General features: G+C 64.8%; 17 protein-coding genes and 1 pseudogene. 7 read left to right on the forward strand and 11 right to left on the reverse strand.

Annotated features, from left to right (window positions below):
* The first annotated feature begins 6 nt into the window (after positions 1-6).
* Positions 7-1,647 carry a chaperonin GroEL gene (groL, locus tag ACV1FX_RS19075; protein ID WP_473119092.1) on the forward strand — a complete coding sequence of 547 codons (1,641 nt, stop codon included), beginning with the start codon at positions 7-9 and terminating at the stop codon, positions 1,645-1,647.
* 150 nt (positions 1,648-1,797) lie between these two features.
* Here the strand turns inward: groL and lepB are convergent, their stop codons facing one another.
* Both lepB and ACV1FX_RS19085 read right to left on the reverse strand, forming a co-directional pair.
* The gene (gene lepB / locus ACV1FX_RS19080; protein WP_473119242.1) at positions 1,798-2,556 is read right to left on the reverse strand and encodes a signal peptidase I; all 759 of its coding nucleotides are present in this window, start codon (positions 2,554-2,556) and stop codon (positions 1,798-1,800) included.
* An 843-nt stretch (positions 2,557-3,399) separates the two neighbouring features.
* Positions 3,400-4,362: a helix-turn-helix transcriptional regulator gene (locus ACV1FX_RS19085; protein ID WP_473119093.1), complete on the reverse strand. Its 963-nt coding sequence runs from the start codon at positions 4,360-4,362 to the stop codon at positions 3,400-3,402.
* A gap of 310 nt (positions 4,363-4,672) precedes the next feature.
* On the opposite strand from ACV1FX_RS19085, the gene ACV1FX_RS19090 reads away from it, so the two are divergent.
* Positions 4,673-8,053, forward strand: coding sequence for an autotransporter outer membrane beta-barrel domain-containing protein (locus tag ACV1FX_RS19090; RefSeq protein WP_473119094.1), 3,381 nt, complete (start codon positions 4,673-4,675; stop codon positions 8,051-8,053).
* Between the two features lie 35 nt (positions 8,054-8,088).
* Here the strand turns inward: ACV1FX_RS19090 and ACV1FX_RS19095 are convergent.
* Positions 8,089-8,223, reverse strand: a pseudogene (locus ACV1FX_RS19095) (slipin family protein); the annotation flags it as partial.
* Positions 8,224-8,439: 216 nt separating this feature from the next.
* Between ACV1FX_RS19095 and ACV1FX_RS19100 the strand changes: the two are divergent.
* Entirely contained in the window at positions 8,440-9,237 is a 798-nt protein-coding gene (locus ACV1FX_RS19100) for an outer membrane protein (RefSeq protein ID WP_473119095.1), read from the forward strand.
* Between the two features lie 37 nt (positions 9,238-9,274).
* Here the strand turns inward: ACV1FX_RS19100 and ACV1FX_RS19105 are convergent, their stop codons facing one another.
* The 3 genes from ACV1FX_RS19105 to ACV1FX_RS19115 all read right to left on the reverse strand — a co-directional run bounded on the left by ACV1FX_RS19105 (position 9,275) and on the right by ACV1FX_RS19115 (position 12,132).
* Entirely contained in the window at positions 9,275-10,237 is a 963-nt protein-coding gene (locus ACV1FX_RS19105; protein WP_473119096.1) for a helix-turn-helix transcriptional regulator, read from the reverse strand.
* A 182-nt stretch (positions 10,238-10,419) separates the two neighbouring features.
* On the reverse strand, positions 10,420-11,592 hold the full coding sequence (locus ACV1FX_RS19110; protein WP_473119097.1) for a DUF2778 domain-containing protein: 1,173 nt from the start codon (positions 11,590-11,592) through the stop codon (positions 10,420-10,422).
* 381 nt (positions 11,593-11,973) lie between these two features.
* Entirely contained in the window at positions 11,974-12,132 is a 159-nt protein-coding gene (locus tag ACV1FX_RS19115; protein WP_473119098.1) for a hypothetical protein, read from the reverse strand.
* Between ACV1FX_RS19115 and ACV1FX_RS19120 the strand changes: the two genes are divergently transcribed.
* Positions 12,131-12,655: a FecR domain-containing protein gene (locus tag ACV1FX_RS19120; protein WP_473119099.1), complete on the forward strand. Its 525-nt coding sequence runs from the start codon at positions 12,131-12,133 to the stop codon at positions 12,653-12,655. The genes ACV1FX_RS19115 and ACV1FX_RS19120 overlap by 2 nt on opposite strands.
* 48 nt (positions 12,656-12,703) lie before the next feature.
* Positions 12,704-14,593: a CHASE2 domain-containing protein gene (locus ACV1FX_RS19125; RefSeq protein WP_473119100.1), complete on the forward strand. Its 1,890-nt coding sequence runs from the start codon at positions 12,704-12,706 to the stop codon at positions 14,591-14,593.
* A 14-nt stretch (positions 14,594-14,607) separates the two neighbouring features.
* On the opposite strand, the gene ACV1FX_RS19130 is transcribed toward ACV1FX_RS19125, so the two are convergent.
* The 4 genes from ACV1FX_RS19130 to ACV1FX_RS19145 all read right to left on the reverse strand — a co-directional run bounded on the left by ACV1FX_RS19130 (position 14,608) and on the right by ACV1FX_RS19145 (position 18,151).
* Complete coding sequence (locus ACV1FX_RS19130; protein ID WP_473119101.1) at positions 14,608-16,110, reverse strand: glycosyltransferase family 39 protein; 1,503 nt, start codon at positions 16,108-16,110, stop codon at positions 14,608-14,610.
* A gap of 6 nt (positions 16,111-16,116) precedes the next feature.
* Positions 16,117-17,262, reverse strand: a complete 1,146-nt coding sequence (locus ACV1FX_RS19135) for a glycosyltransferase family 2 protein (protein WP_473119102.1) — start codon at positions 17,260-17,262, stop codon at positions 16,117-16,119.
* 229 nt (positions 17,263-17,491) lie between these two features.
* The gene (locus ACV1FX_RS19140) at positions 17,492-17,695 is read right to left on the reverse strand and encodes a hypothetical protein (RefSeq protein ID WP_473119103.1); all 204 of its coding nucleotides are present in this window, start codon (positions 17,693-17,695) and stop codon (positions 17,492-17,494) included.
* Between the two features lie 93 nt (positions 17,696-17,788).
* Positions 17,789-18,151: a hypothetical protein gene (locus tag ACV1FX_RS19145; protein ID WP_473119104.1), complete on the reverse strand. Its 363-nt coding sequence runs from the start codon at positions 18,149-18,151 to the stop codon at positions 17,789-17,791.
* An 82-nt stretch (positions 18,152-18,233) separates the two neighbouring features.
* Between ACV1FX_RS19145 and ACV1FX_RS19150 the strand changes: the two genes are divergently transcribed.
* Positions 18,234-19,091 carry a DUF72 domain-containing protein gene (locus ACV1FX_RS19150; RefSeq protein WP_473119105.1) on the forward strand — a complete coding sequence of 286 codons (858 nt, stop codon included), beginning with the start codon at positions 18,234-18,236 and terminating at the stop codon, positions 19,089-19,091.
* A gap of 8 nt (positions 19,092-19,099) precedes the next feature.
* The gene (locus tag ACV1FX_RS19155; RefSeq protein ID WP_473119106.1) at positions 19,100-19,561 is read left to right on the forward strand and encodes a DUF488 domain-containing protein; all 462 of its coding nucleotides are present in this window, start codon (positions 19,100-19,102) and stop codon (positions 19,559-19,561) included.
* Between the two features lie 68 nt (positions 19,562-19,629).
* Here ACV1FX_RS19155 and ACV1FX_RS19160 read toward each other — a convergent pair whose 3' ends face one another.
* The gene (locus ACV1FX_RS19160; protein WP_473119107.1) at positions 19,630-20,544 is read right to left on the reverse strand and encodes a PhzF family phenazine biosynthesis protein; all 915 of its coding nucleotides are present in this window, start codon (positions 20,542-20,544) and stop codon (positions 19,630-19,632) included.
* Positions 20,545-20,607 lie beyond the last annotated feature (63 nt).

Consider the following 20,607-nt stretch of genomic DNA (forward strand, 5'->3'; position numbering starts at 1 on the left):
ACCAATATGTCAGCCAAAGAAGTGAAATTCGGCGTCGACGCCCGCGACCGCATGCTGCGCGGCGTCGAGATCCTCGCCAACGCGGTGAAGGTCACGCTCGGTCCGAAGGGCCGCAACGTCGTCCTCGACAAGTCGTTCGGCGCTCCCCGCATCACCAAGGACGGCGTCACCGTCGCCAAGGAGATCGAGCTCGACGACAAGTTCGAGAACATGGGCGCGCAGATGGTGCGCGAAGTCGCCTCCAAGTCCGCTGACGCGGCCGGCGACGGCACCACCACCGCGACCGTGCTCGCGGCTGCGATCGTCCGTGAAGGCGCCAAGGCGGTTGCCGCCGGCATGAACCCGATGGACCTCAAGCGCGGGATCGACCTCGCCGTCGACGCCGTCGTCGCGGACCTCCAGAAGAACTCCAAGAAGGTCACCTCGAACGAGGAGATTGCCCAGGTCGGCACCATCTCGGCCAACGGCGACCAGGAGATCGGCAAGTTCCTCTCCGACGCCATGAAGAAGGTCGGCAACGAGGGTGTCATCACCGTCGAGGAAGCCAAGTCGCTCGAGACCGAGCTCGACGTGGTCGAGGGCATGCAGTTCGACCGCGGCTACATCTCGCCCTACTTCGTCACCAACGCCGACAAGATGCGCGTTGAGATGGACGACGCCTACATCCTCATCAACGAGAAGAAGCTCTCCTCGCTGAACGAGCTGCTGCCGCTGCTCGAGGCCGTGGTGCAGACCGGCAAGCCGCTGGTCATCGTTGCCGAGGACGTCGAAGGCGAAGCGCTCGCGACCCTGGTCGTGAACCGCCTGCGGGGCGGCCTGAAGGTCGCGGCCGTCAAGGCTCCGGGCTTCGGCGATCGCCGCAAGGCCATGCTGCAGGACATCGCGATCCTGACCGGCGGCCAGGCGATCTCGGAAGATCTCGGCATTAAGCTCGAGAACGTCACGCTCAACATGCTCGGTCGCGCCAAGAAGGTGATGATCGACAAGGAGAACACCACGATCGTGAACGGCGCCGGCAAGAAGGCCGACATCGAGGCGCGCGTGGCCCAGATCAAGGCGCAGATCGAGGAAACCACCTCGGACTACGACCGCGAGAAGCTCCAGGAGCGTCTTGCCAAGCTCGCGGGCGGCGTCGCGGTGATCCGCGTCGGCGGCGCGACCGAGGTCGAGGTCAAGGAACGCAAGGATCGCGTTGATGACGCGATGCATGCGACCCGCGCTGCGGTCGAGGAAGGCATTGTCCCGGGCGGCGGCGTCGCCCTGCTCCGTGCCTCCGAGCAGCTCAAGGGTCTGCGCACCAAGAACGACGACCAGAAGACCGGCGTCGAGATCGTGCGCAAGGCGCTGTCCGCGCCGGCCCGCCAGATCGCGATCAACGCCGGTGAAGACGGCTCAGTGATCGTCGGCAAGATCCTCGAGAAGGATCAGTATGCCTACGGCTTCGACTCCCAGACCGGCGAGTACGGCAACCTGGTGTCGAAGGGCATCATCGACCCGACCAAGGTCGTGCGCACCGCGATCCAGAACGCCTCCTCCGTGGCGGCGCTGCTGATCACCACCGAGGCCATGGTCGCCGAGCTGCCGAAGAAGGCCGCTGCCGGCCCCGCCATGCCCCCGGGCGGCGGCATGGGCGGCATGGACTTCTGATCCAGCCGTTCCGGCAAATCCAAGAAATGCGAAACCCCGGCATCGATGCCGGGGTTTTTGTTTTGCTTCGGCATCTCTCCCCTCGTCATTCCGGCGCACGACGAAGTCGCGAGCCCGGAATGACAGCTGAGAGATCCAGCATCCCTCACTTCACCGCACGATCGTGCCGATCCGCTCGTATCGGATGCTGGACGGCTCGCTCGGCCCGCCCGCCTCCCGCGAGAAGAAGATCATACCCACGCGGCCAACGACGTTCTCGATCGGGATGTAGCCCACGGCCGACTGCGTGCGGCTATCGGTCGAGTTGTCCCGGTTGTCGCCAAGCATGAACAGATGCCCGGCTGGCACCGTGAAGACGTTGGTATTGTCGTAGTAGCCGTTGTCGATGCAGTCGAACGTCTCGTAGCTCACGCCGTTCGGCAACGTCTCGCGCCAACGCTTGGCGTAACCCAGCTCCCCGCCGCACGCGCCCTCTCCAAGGACGTCGCTCAAGCGCTCGCGTTTCACCGCCACCCCGTTGATCAAGAGCTGGCCATTCTGCATCTGAATGCGATCGCCGGATAATCCAACGACGCGCTTGACGTAGTCGGTCCTTTCATCCCTCGGCAACCGAAAGACGACCATGTCCCCTAGCGCGGGCGCGGAGCCGAACACGCGGCCCGAGAACGACGGTTGCCCGAATGGCATCGAAAAGCGGGCGTATCCATATGCAAACTTGTTTGCGAAGAAATAGTCGCCGGGCAGCAAGGTGGGAATGTTCGACCCCGACGGAATGCTGAACGGCTGGAACAGAAACGTCCTGATCAAGAGCGCGACGACCGCGGGCAAGCAGAGCGCGGCAATCCCGTAGGCTACGACGCTGCGAAGGACGCCGAAGCGCTCCAAGCGACCCAGCATCAATACGGTCATCACAAGCGACCACAGACTGCAAAGAACACTTGTGAGCACAAGAACTGCCGTCAGCCCCGATGAAGCCCCCCTCACGCCGAGCATGAGCAAGCCCGCAGATACCGCGATGGCCAATACCGCCCCGGCGATTAACGGTAGCATTCCCCACGCCAACGCGGCACGTAGTCCTGCAGCCGATGCCGTCCCTCCCATGACGCGTCCGACACCGCTGGCGACCCAAGCGGAGAGGTACAGATTCAAGATGCTGAGAGCGCCACCTACGACAAGGCTAGTCAGCAGGACACGCCAGTCGGTCAACGTCTGATAGACCCCTAGGCTCAGCAAATAGCTGACGCCGGAGGCTAGCCCTCCAAGTGCTGCCAGCACAAGCACCATCGGGCTAGACGTCCTGTCGACGACACCCTCGATGGTTTGCCGCGGTCTCCACCAGATCGTTAGAAACGGAGACCGTTCTCTCGTCAAATCGTTCAGGGCCGTCTCCGGCATTTTCAAATCCCCGCCACCAAGCTTCGCCAACCGTCGGCCTTTGACCAACAACTTCTCCGACGGAGCGCTACTCTCCCCTCGTCATTCCGGGGCGCGCGAAGCGCGAGCCCGGGATGACGATGTGGATAGTACGCTACCTCACCGCTTTCCAGAACGGCTCCATGCGCGGGTCTCGTAGCTGAGTCGTTGGCCTGCGGCCGGATGGTCTCCTGAAGCGTCGTCATCGCCTGCACTGCCCGAGATTGTCCTCGCCGCAGGATGACGCAACCTGTGCGCGCGCAATCCTGAGCCTGCCTGATTCGGTCGTCTGGCCGTCGGGCTGCGTTCAACGTATCCGCTCGGCGGCGGCCTCCCGACTCAGCCGCTGCGAAAGTCATTCGGCGCGCCGGCGAAGCGGCGGCGGAAGCTACGGTTGAAATAGGAGATGTCGTTGAAGCCACAGGCGAGCGCGATGTCACTGACCCTGAGGGCGTCGTTGCGTCGATCCGACAGCATGGCGCGGGCTTTCCCCAGCCGGAGTTCGAGCACGCGCTCGGTAAAACTCTGGCCGCTCTCGTGCAATAGCTTCTGGATGTAGCTCGGCGAAACGCCGATCAAGGTGGCGAGGCGTTGCACCGAGAAGGCAGGATCGGCAAAGCTTTTGGCGATCATGGCGGTAATCTCGGCATGGCGCGCCGATCGCACGCCGCGCATCTGCGCCATCGCCTCCGCATCGCCGGACGCACCTAGCGCGAGCACCACGAGATCCTCGATCGTGTCGAGCACGTGCCTGGCCAGTGCCGGATCGTCAGTGGCCATATCGGGCTCGTCCAGGAGGCAGAGATAGCGACGCAGATGCCGAAGCGCCGGCAGGTCCCCGTCGAGCGAGTTGCCGACGAGCACCTCAGCGCGGGCGCCAAGCGCACCGAGCATGCGCCGGGGAAACGCCATCACGACATAATCGCTGGCGCCGATATAGCCGTAGGCCTCGTCGGCACGGTAGAATAGCGGCTGCGCGTCCAGCACGAGGGACTCTGTGCCGCGCTGGACAAAACGATGCTGGGTCTTGGCGAGGTTGAAGCCGATGCTGAGCTTCTCGTCGCCCGTCGTCGCGATCTGGTGGGTTTCGCGCTGGCCCGCATGCGGCGTGCCGCGAAACCGGCACATGCCGAAATCACCGATGCGGGTAAAACTCCAGCGGCCGGTGAACGGATCGCTCGACAGCCGCTTGAGGTCATCGATCCGACCGCAATAAGTCTCCTGCCAGAGCCGGAAACGAGTGTCCTCGTCGGATTCGGCCGAAACGCCGCCCGTCGCAATCGTGAATTTCTGAATCGCCAAGCCTTGCCCCAAAAAGCCTTGCCCCAAAAAGCCTTGCCCCAAAAAGCCTTGCCCAAAAAGTCTCGCCCCGATCGCCCTTTCACGCCCTCACATTGGTGCGGTCCGTAACAAAAGGGTTCAAGCCATAACTTCCCGTCGCCTTCAAGCCCCTGCGGGGCGCCGAGCCCGGCGTGGCAGAACGGCGACAAACCGGCGAAATCGGCCCCAGGAGGCTCTAGTCCAAATCCAGTCCGGCCCAGAACAAGACAGCCCCGGTGGCCCATGCAAGTTGACCAAGCCACTTGATTCATTTGCAAATTCTGGGTGCGATGTGAAACTCCTGTCTGCCTCTCGATCCGCGCGCAAGAACGCGCTGCTGGCCTCATCGGCTCTTCTCACCGTCCCGTTCATGGGCGCTCCGCAGGCGATGGCCTGCGTTGCCGATGGCACGACCACAGTCACCATCGACTGTGCCGCCAACGCCGCAACGACGAACACCACCAACACGACCAGCACGAACACAACGACCAACGATCGCATCCAGTCGTTCGATGCCAACCTCGTCGGGACCGTCCGGTCGGGGGTGTCCATGTCAGGAGCAGGGCTCCAACTGACGGCAACGGGCACGACGCCTCACAGCATCGACATGACGAACAGCGGCGCGGTCAGCGTCGGCATCGCCGGCGTCACGACGGGCGCCCTGCAACTCGACGGCAATGGTGGCGCGATCACCTATGGCGGCGCAGGGACGGTGAACGGCGGCAACAGCAATATCGGCGTGTACATCGCCAATGTCGGCGGCAACATCACCTTCAACGGCACCGGCGCGATCTCGTCCGGCTTTTCGTCCGGCATCTATACGCAAACCACACTCAGCGGCGTCACCGCGCTGAACATCGCGAACGACGTGACCGGTACGGGTGTCTTCTTCGGCGCGATCGCAGCTACCGGCGTCAACGGCGCGACCACCGTCAACATGACCGCCGGGACCGTGGCCGGAAACACCGCCGCCATCGAAGCCTCCTCGTTCGGCACCGGCGGCGTGCGCGTCAACATGACGGGCGGCTCGATCGGCACGTCGGCAGGCGCGACCGGCGGCGACAGCGGCATCTACGCGCGAAGCACCGGCACCGCCGGCGACGTCCATGTCACCAGCGGGCAGATCTTCGCAAACTACACCGGCGTCTATGCGGGGATCTCCAACGCCGCGAGCACTGGCAACGTGCGGGTCGACGCCAACGGTGCGATCCTCGTCACCACCACGCCTGCCACCATCGACCAGGGCGCGATCTTCGCCACCAACGCCGGCAGCGGTACGACCACCATCAACGTCAACGCTGCCGTCGTGGCGCAGGGCAACGATGCCGTCGGCGTCAGCGCAAGCGGCAATGGAAGTGGCGCAGTCACCGTGAATATCGGTGCCGATATCAGTGCCGGCCCCACCATCGATAGCCGCGCCGTAACTGCCGGTGGAACCAATGGCACCACCACGATCAACATGACATCAGGCACGATCCTGACCGGCGGCGACGCCTTGCGAGCAACCTCGCTCGGCACCGGCAACGTTGTGGTCAACATGACGGGCGGACAGATCGGAGGACAGGGCTTCTTCACCGTTGGCGGCGTCGGCATTGCGGCGTCGAACCCGACGGGAGCGAGCGGCGGTATCAATGTCACGGCAGGAGCCATCCATACCAACTCGGACGGCATCCAGACCACGATCGGCAATGCCGCGAACAATTCCGACACCGTCATCATCGCGAACGGCGCGATCAGGGCCGAATTGCGCGGCATCTCAGCCACCAGCGGCGCGTTCGGCATCTATGCCAAAACGGCCGGCACGGGCTCGATCAGCATCACCACCAACGCCAGCGTTGTCGGCGCCCAAGGCGTTGGATTCAGCGGCGGCTCCAACAACAGCCTGACCAACTCGGTGACCGGCAACATCTCCACGCTCGCCGGGGTCAACGGCTATGCCGTGCTCGGCAGCACCGGCAACGAGACCGTCAGCAATTTCGGCACGATCAGTGGCATCGTCGACCTCGGTGGCGGCGCCAACAGCCTCACCAACCAGAGCTCCGGACTCTACAATGCGGGCGCTTTCGTCGTGGTCGGAGCCGGCAATAGCTTCACGAATAGCGGCCGCTACGCGCCCGGTGGCGCGGGCACGGTGGCGTACACCAGTGTCACCGGGAACTTCGTCCAGACCAGCAGCGGCATCTATATGGTCGACGTCTCACCGGTTGCGTCCGACAAGACGGGCGTAAGCGGCACCGCAAGCCTTGCCGGCACCGTGCAGGCGACTTTCACGCCGGGCAGCTATATCGCAAAGTCCTACACGATACTGTCGTCGAGCGGGCGCACCGGCACGTTTGCCAATTTGAGCACGATCGGCCTGCCATCGGGCTTCACGGCGAGCCTGTCCTACAACGCGACCGATGCGAAGCTCGACCTCACCGCGGCGCTTGGCAGCACGGGTGGTGGCGGCACCGGTGGCAGCAGCATCAGCATCCCCCTCACCCAAAACCAGTCCGCCGTTGCCACGACGCTGAACAACTATTTCAACGCCGGCAACGCGCTGCCGGCGCAATTCGTGACGCTGTTCGGCCTGAGCGGCACGTCGCTGGCGAACGGCCTCGACCAGATCTCGGGGGAAGTCGCGACCGGTGCGCCGACCGCGGGTTTTCGCGCAACCGATTCATTCCTCAACATGATGCTCGATCCGTTCCTGGAAACCCAGTTCGGCGAAGGACCATCGCGGCGGCGCGCGATCGGCTATGCATCGGAGCCGGCGCTTCCGCCGGCGGTTGCCGCGGCCAACAATGCGGTCGGCGCCACACCGGCGCCGGCCCTTGGCACCATCGAGCAACGCTGGGGCACATGGGCTGCGGCCTATGGCGCGCAAGCCAGGCGCAACGTGGACACGGTAGTCGGCAGCCACGCGCTCGACGCGCGCAATGGCGGCGGCGCGGCCGGTGTCGACTACCGCGTCTCCCCGAGCACGATCATCGGCGCCGCGATATCGGGCGGCTTCACCAATTGGGGCGTGGACACGCTCGGCTCGGGCCGCGGCGAGACATTCCAGGCCGGGCTCTACTCCTCGACCCAGCTCGGCAACGCTTACCTGTCGGCGGCGGCGGCCTATGGTTGGCACGACCTCAGCACAAATCGCACCGTGATGCTGCCGGGCGCGTTCGACCGGCTGGACGCCAGCTTCAAGGCGCAAAATTACGGCGGCCGCATCGAGGCCGGCTATCGCATCGCGCTGATGAATTTCGGTATTACGCCCTATGTCGCCGGACAGGCCCAGAGTTTTCACACGCCCGCCTACGCCGAGAGCGGCGTCGCCGGCGCCGGCGGCTTTGCCCTCGCCTACGCGGCGCAAACCTCGACCCAGATCCGCAGCGAGATCGGATCCCGCTTCGACAGCCAGTTCAGGCTGGACGGCGGTACGGAGCTGATCCTGCGCGGGCGTGCCGCCTGGCTGCACGATTTCTCCGAGCGGATCACCGCAAACGCCGCCTTCCAAGCGCTGCCGGGAACGGAGCTCACGGTGACTGGCGCAGCGCCAGTGCGCGACGCGGCACTCGTGTCACTCGGCAGCGAACTCCGTTTCGCACGCGGCTTCTCGCTCGCCTCGAAAGTGGATGCCGAGCTGTTTGGCCGCGGCAATGCCTATTCGGGAACGGCGACGTTGCGCTACGGCTGGTAGATCATGAAGGGCCGCCCGTGGGCGGCCCTTCAGTTTCACGCGCTCTCGGGAGCCCTCAGACGCACGAGCCGGATCAGGAAGGCATCGAGACCTTCGCCGCTAGCGGCATGGAGATCGATGCGGCCGACCTTCTCGACCAGCGGCTCCAGCTCCTTGAGCCGAAGCGGCAGTCTTCCGCGCGACGTCAAACCGGATTTGCGCGCCGTGGCAGAACTACAACACGGCGCGGGAATTGGCCGGAGCGACAGCCCAGTCCAAGAGCAGTCCTCCCGACGACAAGACAGCGGCCGGCACCCGACACATAAGTCACGCCAGTCGAACGGCGCGTCACCCATGACGAGCGAAACTTCGCGTCGGGCATGCGCCATATTGAACCGGGAATCATGATGAACAAGCCTGCCCTTGGACTGCTCGCCTTCCTTGCCTCGATGACCGCGGCGGCCGCTGCCGACCTGCCGGCGCGCAGCTATACGAAGGCGCCGGTGGCCGAAGCGTCCTACAACTGGACGGGATTCTACGCCGGCCTGAACGCGGGATATGCCTGGGGCACGTCCGATCCGTCGACCACGACAGAACTTACTGCCAGCAACTACTGGAATTCCACCGCCGTTCCGCAAGTCAACGCTTCGGGTGTCGGGAAGGTCAATCCGAAGGGCTTCGTTGGCGGCGGGCAGATCGGCTACAATGTCCAGGCCGGTTACTTCGTCAGCGGTGTCGAAGTCGACTTCGACGCCTTCAAACTCCGTGCCTCGCACACCTCGAGCAGCGTCTTCACCTGCTGCATCCTTCCCTACAGCATGACCCAGCGTGTCGGCACCGATTGGCTGGGCACGGTGCGGGGACGCTTCGGACTGGCCGCCAACAATTGGCTGTTCTACGGCACCGCCGGCGTCGCCTTCACCAATCTCAGCAACAACAGCTCCTATGTCGACAACGCCGCCGCGAGCGAGAACGTGACGCTGTCCGGCGTCAAGACCGGATGGGCAGCAGGCGCCGGCGTCGAGGTCGGTGTTGCGCGCAACTGGACGGTGCGGGCCGAATATCTGCATGTCGACTTCGCCAGCATCTCCAACACGACCCTGCTGGCGATCCCGAGGGACCGCTGCAACTGCACCAACATGTTCCACAGCGTCAACCTGACCGCCGACATGGTTCGCGCCGGGCTGAACTACAAGTTCGACTGACAACCGTGAGCACGGCCGCGGCAACCCGCAGCCGTGCTTAGCCGCTGCGACAATCGTTCGGGGCAGCCCCGAAGCGGCGGCGGAAACACCGGTTGAAATAGGAGATGTCGTTGAAGCCGCAGGTTAGCGCGATCGCGCTGACCTTGAGCCTGTCGTTGCGGCGGTCCGTCAACATGGCGCGGACCTTGGTCAACCTGAGCTCGAGCACCCGCTCGGTAAAGCTCTGGCCGCTCTCGTGCAAGAGCTTCTGGACGTAGTTCGGCGACACGCCGGTCATCGCCGCGACGCGCTGCACCGAGAAGCCCGGATCGGTAAACCCATTGGCGATCAGTGCTGTGATCTCGGCGTAGCGCGCCGAGCGCAGGCCGCGCATCTTCGCCATCGCCTCCGCGTCGCGGGAGGCGCCGAGCGCAAGCACGATCAGATCCTCAACCGTGTCGAGGACGTGATCGGCCAATGACTGATCGGAGGTCGCAAGGTCCGGCTCGTCGAGCAGGCAGAGATAGCGGCGCAGATGCCGCAGCGCCGGCAGCTCTCCATCGAGCGACCGGCCCAGCAGCGCCTCCGCCTTCGAACCCAACCCGCCAAGCATGCGCTTCGGAAACGCCGTCACGACATAGTCGCTGGCGCCCACATACGCGTAGGCCTCGTCCGCGCGATAGAACAGCGGCTGCGTGTCCGGGACGATGTGCTCCTTGCCGAGCTGGGAGAACCGGTGCGGGGTTCGCGCGAGGTTGAAGCCGAGACTGAGCTTCTCGTCGCCGACGGTTTCGATCTGGTGCGCCTCGCGCTGGCCGGCGTGAGGCGTGCCGCGAAACCTGCACATGCCGAAATCCCCGATACGGGTAAAGCTCCAGCTCCCTGCGAACGGATCGTTCGTCACTCGCTTCAGATCGTCGATGCGCCCGCAATAGGTGTCCTGCCAGAGACGGAGGCGCGTGTCCTCATCGAGCTGAGCCGAATGGCCGCCCGTCGAGATCGTGAATTTCTGTATCGCCAAGCCTGCGCCCCGATGCCCTTCTCAACCCCTGAACCATTTGGTCCGTCGAGGCGCGAAAGGGTTCAATGGACTGATCGAACTCGGGAAAAGCCCTTTGAAACAACGACGGGCCGCGCGCAGACGCGGCGCGTCGGGAGAGGCGATCGCAACGGAGATGACGCAGGACGATGGCGCCTTAAGCGTCACTCCACCCGCGCGAGCACGGCGAGCTTTCGGATGCCCTTGTTGCGATAGGCGTCGAGGAAGGCGGAGTAGTCGCGGAACGACACGCAGCCGTTGGAATCGCCGTTCGGTCCGAGCATGAAGGTGTGCGCGAGCAGACCGTCGCGGCCATAGATCGCGTTCTCTCCGCCGATCGGCGTCAGCCGCAACGCGGGCACGCCGTGAAACAGCGCCTCGCGCGGCTTGAGCATATAGATGTGCGGCGGCGTCACGCCGCGCATGCGGACGCGCGAGGAGCGCGGGTCGTCGAGATTGGAGCCGAGGCCGGAATGCGCCTCGAGCTTGGTGCCATCGGGCAGATACACAGTCTTGGCGGTGATGTCGTAGACCGCCGTGTCGCGGTCATAGGGCGGCGCACCGCCGAGCATCGGGTTCTGCTCCTTCGGCGCGATGCTGGCGGTCACGCTGGCGTCAGCCGACGCATAAGCCAGCAAGCCGCCTGACGGCTCGCGCTTGCCCCAGAGCTTCTCGACCATCGACTGCCGCGGTCCGGTGATCGCCATCACCGCCGCCTTCGCGCGATCGGCGAAAGACTTGGACTTCGCCTCCGGCACGCGCGCGGTCTCGGCCGGCTCGGCCGAAGCAACCTGGACCGGCGCATCTGCGCCACGCTTGGCCTTCGCGGCGTCTGCGATCTTGGCGGGGCCTTGCGCCTTGGGCGCTTCCGCAACCTTCACAGGCGCGGCGGGCCTCGTGGTCTCTTTGGCGTCCGCCACCTTGGTCGCCGGAGCCTGGAGCGCTGCGCTTGCCGCGTTGGATTCCACACCCTGCGGGGCGGCGGCGGCAAAACGCTCGTTGAACATTTCGCGGGTCATCGGCGTGACCACCTGCCCGCGATCGGGCAGCATCGCGAAGACTTCCTTCACCGCGGCGCCGGCCTCGCGTAGCGCGACCTTCGGCGCGCGCTTGATCACGGGCTCGTCATAGCCGGCGGTGCCAACGGTCGGATAGACGTTCGCGCCGAAGACATTGTTGTAGACGGTCCAGCCGGCACCCAGCACGAGGCAGCCGATCGCGGCGGCGCCGACGATGGTCTGGGGGGTCACTTTCCGGGAAGACTTCCGAGAAGGTTTCCGAGAAGAATTTTTGGACTTCCGTGCCGCGTTGCTTTGCGCAGCGATACTCGTACTCATTCGCCTTGCGTCCAGGACGGTGTCACTCAGTCCCCCTTCGAAGTGCCGCTGCTGGTCACGGTCCGAGTGCTGCATCTCGCAGAGGGTCGGAGCGTCATTAAGGCGACTTTTAGTTAAATGCGGATTAAGTTCGGGCAGATATGGGGCAACTCGTTCGGGTTGTCCCGTTTCGGGAAAAAGCCCGCAGAATTACGGACTTAGCAAAAACCGTTAACCATATTTCTCGGCCGGTTCAGCCGCATCTCATGACGCACCCAACCGCGGCCTTTTCGTGATCTTCGAGGCCGCCGGATCATAACGACGAAGCGTTGCGCGAGGCTGGCGCACACAACTCCGACGCGACGCGCAATGCGCCCGGTCCCCATCGAGGCGTACCGCGCGTCACGGCGCGCTGACCCAGAGTTGATTGCGCATGATCTGGAAAAGATCCCAGCGACAAATAGGTGCCACCTCGGCACTTTTCGGCAGCCTCCCCGTGTGATACGGTACCGTATCAACATCGCCTTGAAATCTGCCGAGCACGCCGATGGAGGCTGGCATGAGAAGGGTCGTACACGCCGGTTTTTGGACTCTGGCGTCGTGGTTCTTGTTGATCGGACAGGCTGTCGCGCAGCCTGCCGGCACGGGTTGCACGTCATCGCCGTCGGCCGCGGGAACGCAGATATGGCGCTGCGACAACGGCATCACGATCGTCGCGGAAAGTGGCGCCAGATTTGAACTTAAGGACGCCAACCGCGACGGACATATCGACTCGGTCGAATTGAGCAGCAAGGCGCTGCTGGTCGAAGTTCCCAAGAAGCCCGGCGGCAATCCCTTCAAGGTGCTGACGCCGCAGGCGATCGCAGCGGTGCGCGGCACGAAATGGGCCGTCGATGCCGCCGACGGCAGCAAGACGGCCGTGTTCGTTGCCGACGGACGTGTCGGCGTCAGCCGCAGGGCCCGCGGACGGGCCGTCGTGCTGGGACCGGGCGAAGGTGTCGACGTCGATGCGACCAGCATGGCGGAGGTCAAGCGCTGGGGCCAGCCACGCATCGACGCCCTGATGGCAAGGCTAGGACAATAGGACTCGGACAATAGAGGCTCGACAATAGGTGACAACAGAACGACGGGTATGAGTAGCCGACGCCTTCAGATCCTGGTTGCACTCGTCCTCACCGCGCTGTGGGGCGCCGCCATTTACGTCGCTCACGCGAACGGCCATCTGCGATTTCTCGATCGTCTCGAGGCGACGCTGACGGACTTGCGGACGCTGGCGCGCGGCGCGCAGCCTTCCCCCGATCTCGTCACCATCATTGCGATCGACGACACCGTCGTGAAGCGCGGCGGCCGCTATCCGCTTCCCCGCGCCGACCTCGCGCGCGTCGTCGATGCCGTCGCGCAGTTCAAGCCGAAGGTGATCGCCGTCGACCTCCTGCTGGTCGATCGTAGCGGCGAACTCGGCGATGCCGTGCTAGCGCGTTCGCTCGCCGCCGGCCCAATAGTGCTTGCCGCCGCGGCGATCTTTCCAACCGCCAGCGACAGCGTTGCGACGAGCAGCGAAGGCCCGCTCGCCGCCTTGCCGCAGGCTGAACGTTTCCTGCTGCCGCTACCGGCCTTCGCCGATCACGCCGAGGTCGGCATCGTCAACGTTGCGACGGGGCAGTCCGGCTCCCCGCTCTCGGTCCCGATGCTGTTCAGGACGGGCGACAAGGTCGAGCTGTCGTTTCCGCTGCGGGTGGCGAGCCGCGCGCTCGGCCAGCCGCTGACGATTGCGCCTGATCACCTCATGCTCGGCGAGCGCACGATCCCGACCGATACCGACTTTTCGCTGCCGATCACCTATTACGGCCCGCGCCGCACGATCCGCACGTTGAGCGCGCAGAACGTATTCGACGGCACGCTCGATCGCGAGGCGATCGCGAACCGGATCGTCGTGATCGGCGCATCGGTCGCCGGTGGCGGCGATTTCTTCCCGACGCCGTTCGATACCCTGATGCCCGGCGTCGAGGTCGTCTCGACCGCGATCACGCATCTCGTCGCCGGGGACGGTATCGTGCGCGACCGCAAGGTTCATATTGCAGACGCATTCGCCGCGATCCTGCTGCCAATGGTCCTGGTGGGCCTGCTTGCCTGGCGGCGAAGCGCGATCGGCCTCATTGCGGCGACCATGGTGGTGATGGCCTGGGCCGCTCTCAACCTGTTCGCGTTCACGCACGGCATCTGGCTCAACGCCGCAACCACGCTCGCGGCCGCAGTGCCGCCGGTTGCGATCTTCACCGCCGTGCAATTGTGGGCGGGCGGGCGCAGGACGCAGTACCTGACGGCAAGGAGCAGATCGCTGGCGCAATTCCAGGCGCCCGCCGTGCAGGAGTGGCTCGCGCGCGATCCCGATTTCCTCAGCGAGCCGGTCCACCAGAATGCCGCCATCGTCTTCATCGACCTCTCCGGCTTCACTGCGCTGAGCGAACGGCTCGATCCGGACACGCTGCGCGACCTGCTCAAGGCATTTCATGCGCTGGTCGACAGGACCGCGATCTCATCCGGTGGCATGATCACCGGATTTCTCGGCGATGGCGCCATGATCCTGTTCGGCCTGCCGCGCGCAACGCCTGACGACGCAGCCCGTGCCGTCAAATGCTCGATCGACCTGCACCGCATTGTGGAAGACTGGAGGGCATCGCTGCCCGCACCATACAGGGATCAGCTCGGTTTCAAGATCGGCGCGCATTTCGGCCCGATCGTCGCCTCGCGTCTCGGCGGAAGTCACCAGCACATCACCGCGACAGGCGACAACGTCAACGTGGCGAACCGGTTGATGGAGGTCGCCGCCCTGCATCATGCGCGGCTCGCATTCAGCGATACCCTGCTGGACGCGGCCGGCTTCCACGGCGATTCGCACGGCACTCTGACGGGACCGCTGCAGACGCAGGTGCGCGGCCGCGCCAGTGCGGTCACCGTCTGGTTCTGGCACGAAGAGCGGCAGCCGGGACAGGCTGCGGCTGAGGCCGACGTGGCCGGCTGAAAGCCCGACCCCCGTTACCGGGCCTCCGGCGGCGGCGACCGATCGAGAACCTCGCCCTTGGCGCCTTCCAGCAAATCAATCCCGTAGGTCTCGACGACAAGCGGCCCCCGCTTGCGCTGCAATTCCGCAACGCGCGTCACCTGCGAAAAGCTGTCATTGAGGAAGGGGTGACCGTCGGCGCGGATCTCGTCGACGTAGAGCAGCTTGCCGGCCAGGAGTTTCGGATCGGGCTCACCCATATTGACCCAGCGGATGCGCTGGTCCCGCTGCACCACGCAGGTGCCGCGCGGCAGATAGAAGGCCAGCCAGGCCGTAGTGCCATAGTCCGGCGCGAGGATGCAGGTCGCGCCGGTCTTTGCGCGGACCGCCTCGATATCGGATGCGAGCGCGCGCCAGCCGACGCCGACGCTGCGCACGGTGGCGTCGCGGCGATATCCGGAGAGCCAGCCGGTGTTGGCCTGCACGATGAGGGCCACAAACATCACGATGCCCGCGGGCGCTGCCCATTTCAGGCAGAACGCGACGAGGTCCTGCTGCCGCGGCTTCCATTGCCCGATGTGGGCAGCGACCGCGGCTGCGATCGCGAAGGCTGGATAGACCGGCGCGAACCAGTTGGCCTCGACGCGGGCATGCAGCGAATGCCAGACGAAATAGACGACGATGGTCCAGAACATCGTCTCGACCAGAATGCGCGAGGCCGACGCGCCGATCCGCCGCCAGGTCAGCACGTGCAGACCCATCGCACCGAGGATGAAGACGAGCGGCGTTGCGAATGCGAATTGCGTCGGAATGAGCTCGGCGATGAAGACGGGACGGAAATCCTCGACCCGCGCGCGGCCGAACTGCTTGAGGAACGACACCCATTGGTGATCGGCATTCCAGAGCACCACGGGCGAGAAGATCGCGAACGCGACGATGCCGCCGAGATAGGGCCACGGCGAGAGGAACCAGTGCCGAAGCTTCGGCACGGCCGCGAGCCAGATCAGGATCGCAACACCGAAGAACAGCGCGGTGTATTTCGACAGCAGCGCGGCGCCGACCGCAGCACCCACGGCGAGCCACCATACGCCGCGGCCGGTCTCCAGCACCTTTGCGAGGAAGAACAGCACGAAGCTGGAGGCGACCAGCAGCGGCGCATCGGGCGTGACGATCAGCGTGCCGACCGCGGCCATCAGCGTCGCGTTGAGCAGGATCGCGCTGGTTGCGGCAACGCGCGCGCCGCCGAACAGGATCGCGGCGGCGCCATACACCGCATAGCTCATGGGCAGCGCGAGCAGGATCGAGACCACCCGCACGCCGAGCTCGGTGTCTCCAGCGATCATGGTGCCGGCGCGGATGACGTAGGCGACCATCGGCGGGTGGTCGTAATAGCCGCCCGCCAGACTCTTCGACCACATCCAGTAATAGGCTTCGTCGAAGGTGATCGGCGTGAAGGCGGCGGCGACCAGCCGCAGCACGACGAGCCCAGCGATGATGAGCGCGGTGTTACGGACAATCCGCGCGTCGGCCCCGCCCATGATGCGCTATTTCTTGCGCCAGACGAACAGTCCGGACATCGCGTAGTTCCACACCACGCCCATCAGCGCACCGGCCATGCCGGCAAGCCACCAGATCGGTTCCTGGTCGTAGACCGAGAAGGCGACACCGACATTGGCGAACAGGCCGACGCTACAGACGATGTAGAAGGCGATCAGGCCGCGCAGGATCGCAAGGCCCTTCAGCCGCTGGTCGCGATAGGTGAGGAAGTTGTTGAGGACGAAGTTGCTGGTCATGGCGACGAGAGCGCCGGAGGCCTGCGCCTCCGCGAACGGCGCCTTGAAGATCTCGAGCGCGATGAACAGCGTCGCGAGATGCACGACGAGGCCGATGCCGCCGACCATCGCGAACAAGAGGAAGCGCAGCGACACCGCGTCGTTGGTGAGCTTCGCCAGCACCAGGCCCAGGAAGTCGAGCGCGACCATGGAATCGAGCTTGCTCTCGCCATGCTGGCGCGCGCCGAAGGTGTAGGGAATTTCGACTGTGCGCAGGCCACCGCGGGCGGAGGCGACGACATCGAGCAGTATCTTGAAGCCGTGCACCGAGAGCTTTGGCGCCAGTTCCTCGAATCGGTCGGTGCGGATCATGAAGAAGCCGCTCATGGGGTCGGCGACCTCGACCTTGAGCACCTGTTTTGCGACCTCGGTCGCAAGCGCGCTGGCGCCGGCGCGCTGCTTGTTGAAGCCTTCGCTCTTGTAGCCCTCGATATAGCGGCTACCGACCACGAGCTCGGCCTCTCCGCTCGCCAGCAGCGAGAGCATCTTCGGCAGTTGCGTCTCATCATGCTGGAGATCGGCGTCGATCACGGCCGCGTAAGCAGCGCTCGAAGCCAGAATGCCTTCGATGCAGGCGCCCGACAGGCCGCGGCGACCGATGCGGCGAATGCAGCGCACGCGGCTGTCGCGCCTTGCGAGCGAGCGCACCACGTCCCAGGTTCCGTCAGGCGAATTGTCGTCGACGAACACGACTTCCCAGGCGATGCCGGCCAGAGTCGCCTCCAGCCGCCGGTACAGGACCGTGACATTGTCGCGCTCGTTGAAGGTGGGGACGACGACGGAAAGTTCTGGCGACCGCGGCCCCGATTGCGGGGCTTGCGGCGGGGAATCGGGGCCCGGTCTGATCGCTTCATTCATGACGGGCAGCGTATATCCGCCGCGTCCCGCGATGCCAAGCCGGGGTTTTGAGGGTAAAGCACCCCAAAAGGGGCCCAAAAATGCCAACGACCCCAGAATAACGGACAGCGCGTACATCCGGCGCGGCCGAGCTATTCCAAGGTCGTTCCGGCGCCGGAGCGATGGGCTGCAACGTCGCCGTTACAGGGTAGATGGGAACGACAATGCCAGTCCGCAAGAGGGGCTTGGCTTATTGGTTCGGCACTTCTCGAATAACCGGCCCGCGCGGGGCGGGCGCGACCGGAGCTGCGGGTGCCGCGACCGCAGGCTGGGCCGCCGCCTTCGGCTTCGGCGGCTTGCCGTATTGTCCGATCGGACCGAACACGACGGCGACCGCCAGCACGATAGCTGCGACGATCGCGCCAAAAATGCCTCCGATCGACTCAGACGCCATGCCTGCCCATCCCCGTTGCAATGTATCGAAACAATATCATGGAAGCCCCAGCCGCCGGAAGAGGCCAGGTTCCAGCGGTTAATGCTCGAACGGCTAACGCTGAGGCGCCCTGTGCTTGGCGAAGGCCGTCACGATGTCCTTCTGCGCCGATTCTACCGCCCTGTTCGCGGTCGCGAGATGAGCGCCTGCATCGATGTTGGGATATTGCGTCGTCAGGTAGTCGAGCAACGCGACCCGATAATACTGCCGCTCGGAAGGACAGGCGCCCGCGACCGAGCGGGAAAAATCCTGTTCCGAAAGGCCCTGATTGCTGTCGCGTGAATATTCCCGCGCCAGGCAATGCCAATAGTCATCGCGGCCCTGGATCGCCAGCTTGTGCGCGCCTCCCGCATCATCGTCATCGGCAATGGCAGCAGACGTCATCATGACCATCGCCAGCGCGATCAGCATCCGCATCTTGTTCTCCTGTTATCGCAGATCCCGAGAGCGACCTTAGACGGGACGCCGCAACTGGCCAATCACATCTGGTTTGACTAGGATGCTGGCCCTCCCCCCATCCGCGCGAGATCCTCCGGTGGCCAAAGCAAAAACCGCGTCGCAAAAATCGGGCAACATCTTCATCGGCATCGGCGGCTGGACCTTCGAGCCCTGGCGCGGCGTGTTCTATCCCGAGAAGCTCACGCAGGCGAAGGAGCTGTCCTATGCCGCATCGAAGCTGACCTCGATCGAAATCAACGGCACCTATTACGGCTCGCAGAAGCCGGAAAGCTTTCGCAAATGGGCCTCCGAGGTGCCGGACGGATTCGTCTTCTCGGTCAAGGGACCGCGCTTTGCTACCAACCGCAGGGTGCTGGCGGAGGCCGGCGACTCCATCAAGCGATTCTACGATTCCGGCGTGCTGGAGCTGCGCGACCGCCTTGGCCCCGTACTCTGGCAGTTCGCGCCGACCAAGAAGTTCGACGGTGCTGATTTCGGCAAGTTCCTCGAACTGCTGCCGCGCAAGCTCGATGGCCGCGCGCTGCGCCATGTGGTCGAGGTCCGGCACGACAGCTTCTGCACGCCCGACTTCGTCGCGCTGCTGCGCGAGTTCGAGACGCCGGTTGTGTTCGCCGAGCACGGCAAATATCCGGCGATTGCGGATGTCGTCAGCGACTTCGTCTATGCGCGGCTTCAGAAGGGCAATGACGAGCTGAAGACCTGCTATCCGCCCAGGGATCTCGATGCCTGGGGCAAACGGTTTCAGGCCTGGGCTGAGGGAAGTGAACCGGATGACCTGCCGAAAGTTGACAAGGCGAAGCCCAAAAAGGAGCCGCGCGACGTGTTCGCCTATGTCATCCACGAGGGCAAGGTGCGCGCACCGGCCGGCGCCATGGAACTGATCGCGCGAGTCGCCTGAGATCTGGCATGGCCAAAGCGAAAAAGCTCTTCACCATCGGCTATGAGCAGACGCCGCCCAAGGCGGTGCTGGACGAGTTGGAGCAGGCCGGCGTCAAGTTGCTCGTCGACGTGCGCGCGGTGACGTCGTCGCGCCGGCCGGGCTTTTCCAAGAAGCAGCTCGCGGCCGGGCTCGACGAACGCGGCATCGCCTATGTCCATCTCGCAGCCCTGGGCACGCCGAAGGAAGGGCGCCTCGCCGCGCGCAGCGGCGAATACCAGCAGCTCGAGAAGATCTACTCGAAGCATCTCAAGACATCGCAGGCCAAGGAACAGCTCGACGAATTGTCGGCGCTGGTGACGAAGGCCGGTCCAGTCTGCCTGCTCTGCTACGAGCGCGACCACACCCACTGCCACCGCCAGATGATCGCGGAGATCATCGAGGAGCGCGATGGAGTGAAGGTGGAGAATTTGGTGGGGCGGCAGGTTTAGTCGGTTGACAAATGGATTCCGGGCTCAGCGCTTTCGCACTGCCCCGGAATGGCGAATTGTGTGAGATCTTACGCCTCACCCGCGAGCCGGAACGTCCCTTCCATCATCTGCACGCACTGGCCGCCCACGTGGGCCGAGACGATCTTGCCATCCTGCTTCACCACGCGCGTCAGCAGGAGGCTCGGCCGGCCCATGTCAAAACCCTGGCCGACCGTCAGCTTCAACTCGCTATCGCGTGCGGGATCGAGATCAGCGAACAGCGCGGCGGCCGCGACCGTGGCACTGCCGGTGGCGGGATCCTCGACGAGGCCGCTGGCGCCGCGCATGAACATCCGCGCCTGCCGCTCGCAAGGCGCCTCCGCCGCCGGCACGTCTCGGGTGTAGAACCACACCGAGCGGGCGCCGTCGCGCGGCAAGACCTTGCCGAAGGCCGCCGCGTCGGGCCGGGCCCGCTTGAGCGCCTCGCGCGAATGCAGCTCCATCACCAGAAACGCGTTTCCAACGCTGACGACCTGCGGCGCGTGGCTGTCGGTCTTGATGTCATCCGCACCGAGCGAGATGCAGCTCGCGGCTTCGGCAGCCGACAGCTGCGCAAGCCGCGCGAGCGGCTGCGGCGCAGTGAGCTCGGTTCTGGTCACCCGGCCCTCCTCCCTCACGATCTCGACCGGCACCAGCCCGGCCTTCTCCTCGAACAGCAGGCGCGACTTCGGCTCCTTTGCCATCGAGGCAAGCACGAAGGCGGTGCCGACATTGGGATGACCCGCAAAGGCGATCTCCAGCACCGGCGTGAAGATGCGCACCTCGGCATCGTTCGTCTTGTCGCGCGGCGGCAGCACGAAGGTGGTCTCGGAAAAGTTGAACTCGGTCGCGATCGCCTGCATCTGCTGCGTCGACAGCCCGCCGGCATCGAGCACGACGGCGAGCTGGTTGCCGCCAAAGGCGCGGTTGGTGAACACGTCGACGGTGATGTAGCGGCGCTGCATTTCTCTTCCCTCACACAAAGTGCAGCCACGACCAGCCGCATCGGCAGCATGTTACAGGCCGGC

This window comes from Bradyrhizobium ingae (genome assembly GCF_055791185.1).

Excerpts from the sequence above, each read along its gene's own strand:
- ACV1FX_RS19145 (WP_473119104.1), bottom strand. The coding sequence starts at position 18,151 with ATGCGGATGCTGATCGCGCTGGCGATGGTCATGATGACGTCTGCTGCC.
- ACV1FX_RS19120 (WP_473119099.1), top strand. The coding sequence starts at position 12,131 with ATGAGAAGGGTCGTACACGCCGGTTTTTGGACTCTGGCGTCGTGGTTC.
- ACV1FX_RS19110 (WP_473119097.1), bottom strand. The coding sequence starts at position 11,592 with ATGAGTACGAGTATCGCTGCGCAAAGCAACGCGGCACGGAAGTCCAAA.
- ACV1FX_RS19160 (WP_473119107.1), bottom strand. The coding sequence starts at position 20,544 with ATGCAGCGCCGCTACATCACCGTCGACGTGTTCACCAACCGCGCCTTT.
- ACV1FX_RS19155 (WP_473119106.1), top strand. The coding sequence starts at position 19,100 with ATGGCCAAAGCGAAAAAGCTCTTCACCATCGGCTATGAGCAGACGCCG.
- ACV1FX_RS19100 (WP_473119095.1), top strand. The coding sequence starts at position 8,440 with ATGAACAAGCCTGCCCTTGGACTGCTCGCCTTCCTTGCCTCGATGACC.
- ACV1FX_RS19150 (WP_473119105.1), top strand. The coding sequence starts at position 18,234 with ATGCTGGCCCTCCCCCCATCCGCGCGAGATCCTCCGGTGGCCAAAGCA.
- ACV1FX_RS19140 (WP_473119103.1), bottom strand. The coding sequence starts at position 17,695 with ATGGCGTCTGAGTCGATCGGAGGCATTTTTGGCGCGATCGTCGCAGCT.
- groL (WP_473119092.1), top strand. The coding sequence starts at position 7 with ATGTCAGCCAAAGAAGTGAAATTCGGCGTCGACGCCCGCGACCGCATG.
- ACV1FX_RS19125 (WP_473119100.1), top strand. The coding sequence starts at position 12,704 with ATGAGTAGCCGACGCCTTCAGATCCTGGTTGCACTCGTCCTCACCGCG.
- ACV1FX_RS19130 (WP_473119101.1), bottom strand. The coding sequence starts at position 16,110 with ATGGGCGGGGCCGACGCGCGGATTGTCCGTAACACCGCGCTCATCATC.
- ACV1FX_RS19115 (WP_473119098.1), bottom strand. The coding sequence starts at position 12,132 with ATGCCAGCCTCCATCGGCGTGCTCGGCAGATTTCAAGGCGATGTTGAT.
- lepB (WP_473119242.1), bottom strand. The coding sequence starts at position 2,556 with ATGACCGTATTGATGCTGGGTCGCTTGGAGCGCTTCGGCGTCCTTCGC.
- ACV1FX_RS19135 (WP_473119102.1), bottom strand. The coding sequence starts at position 17,262 with ATGAATGAAGCGATCAGACCGGGCCCCGATTCCCCGCCGCAAGCCCCG.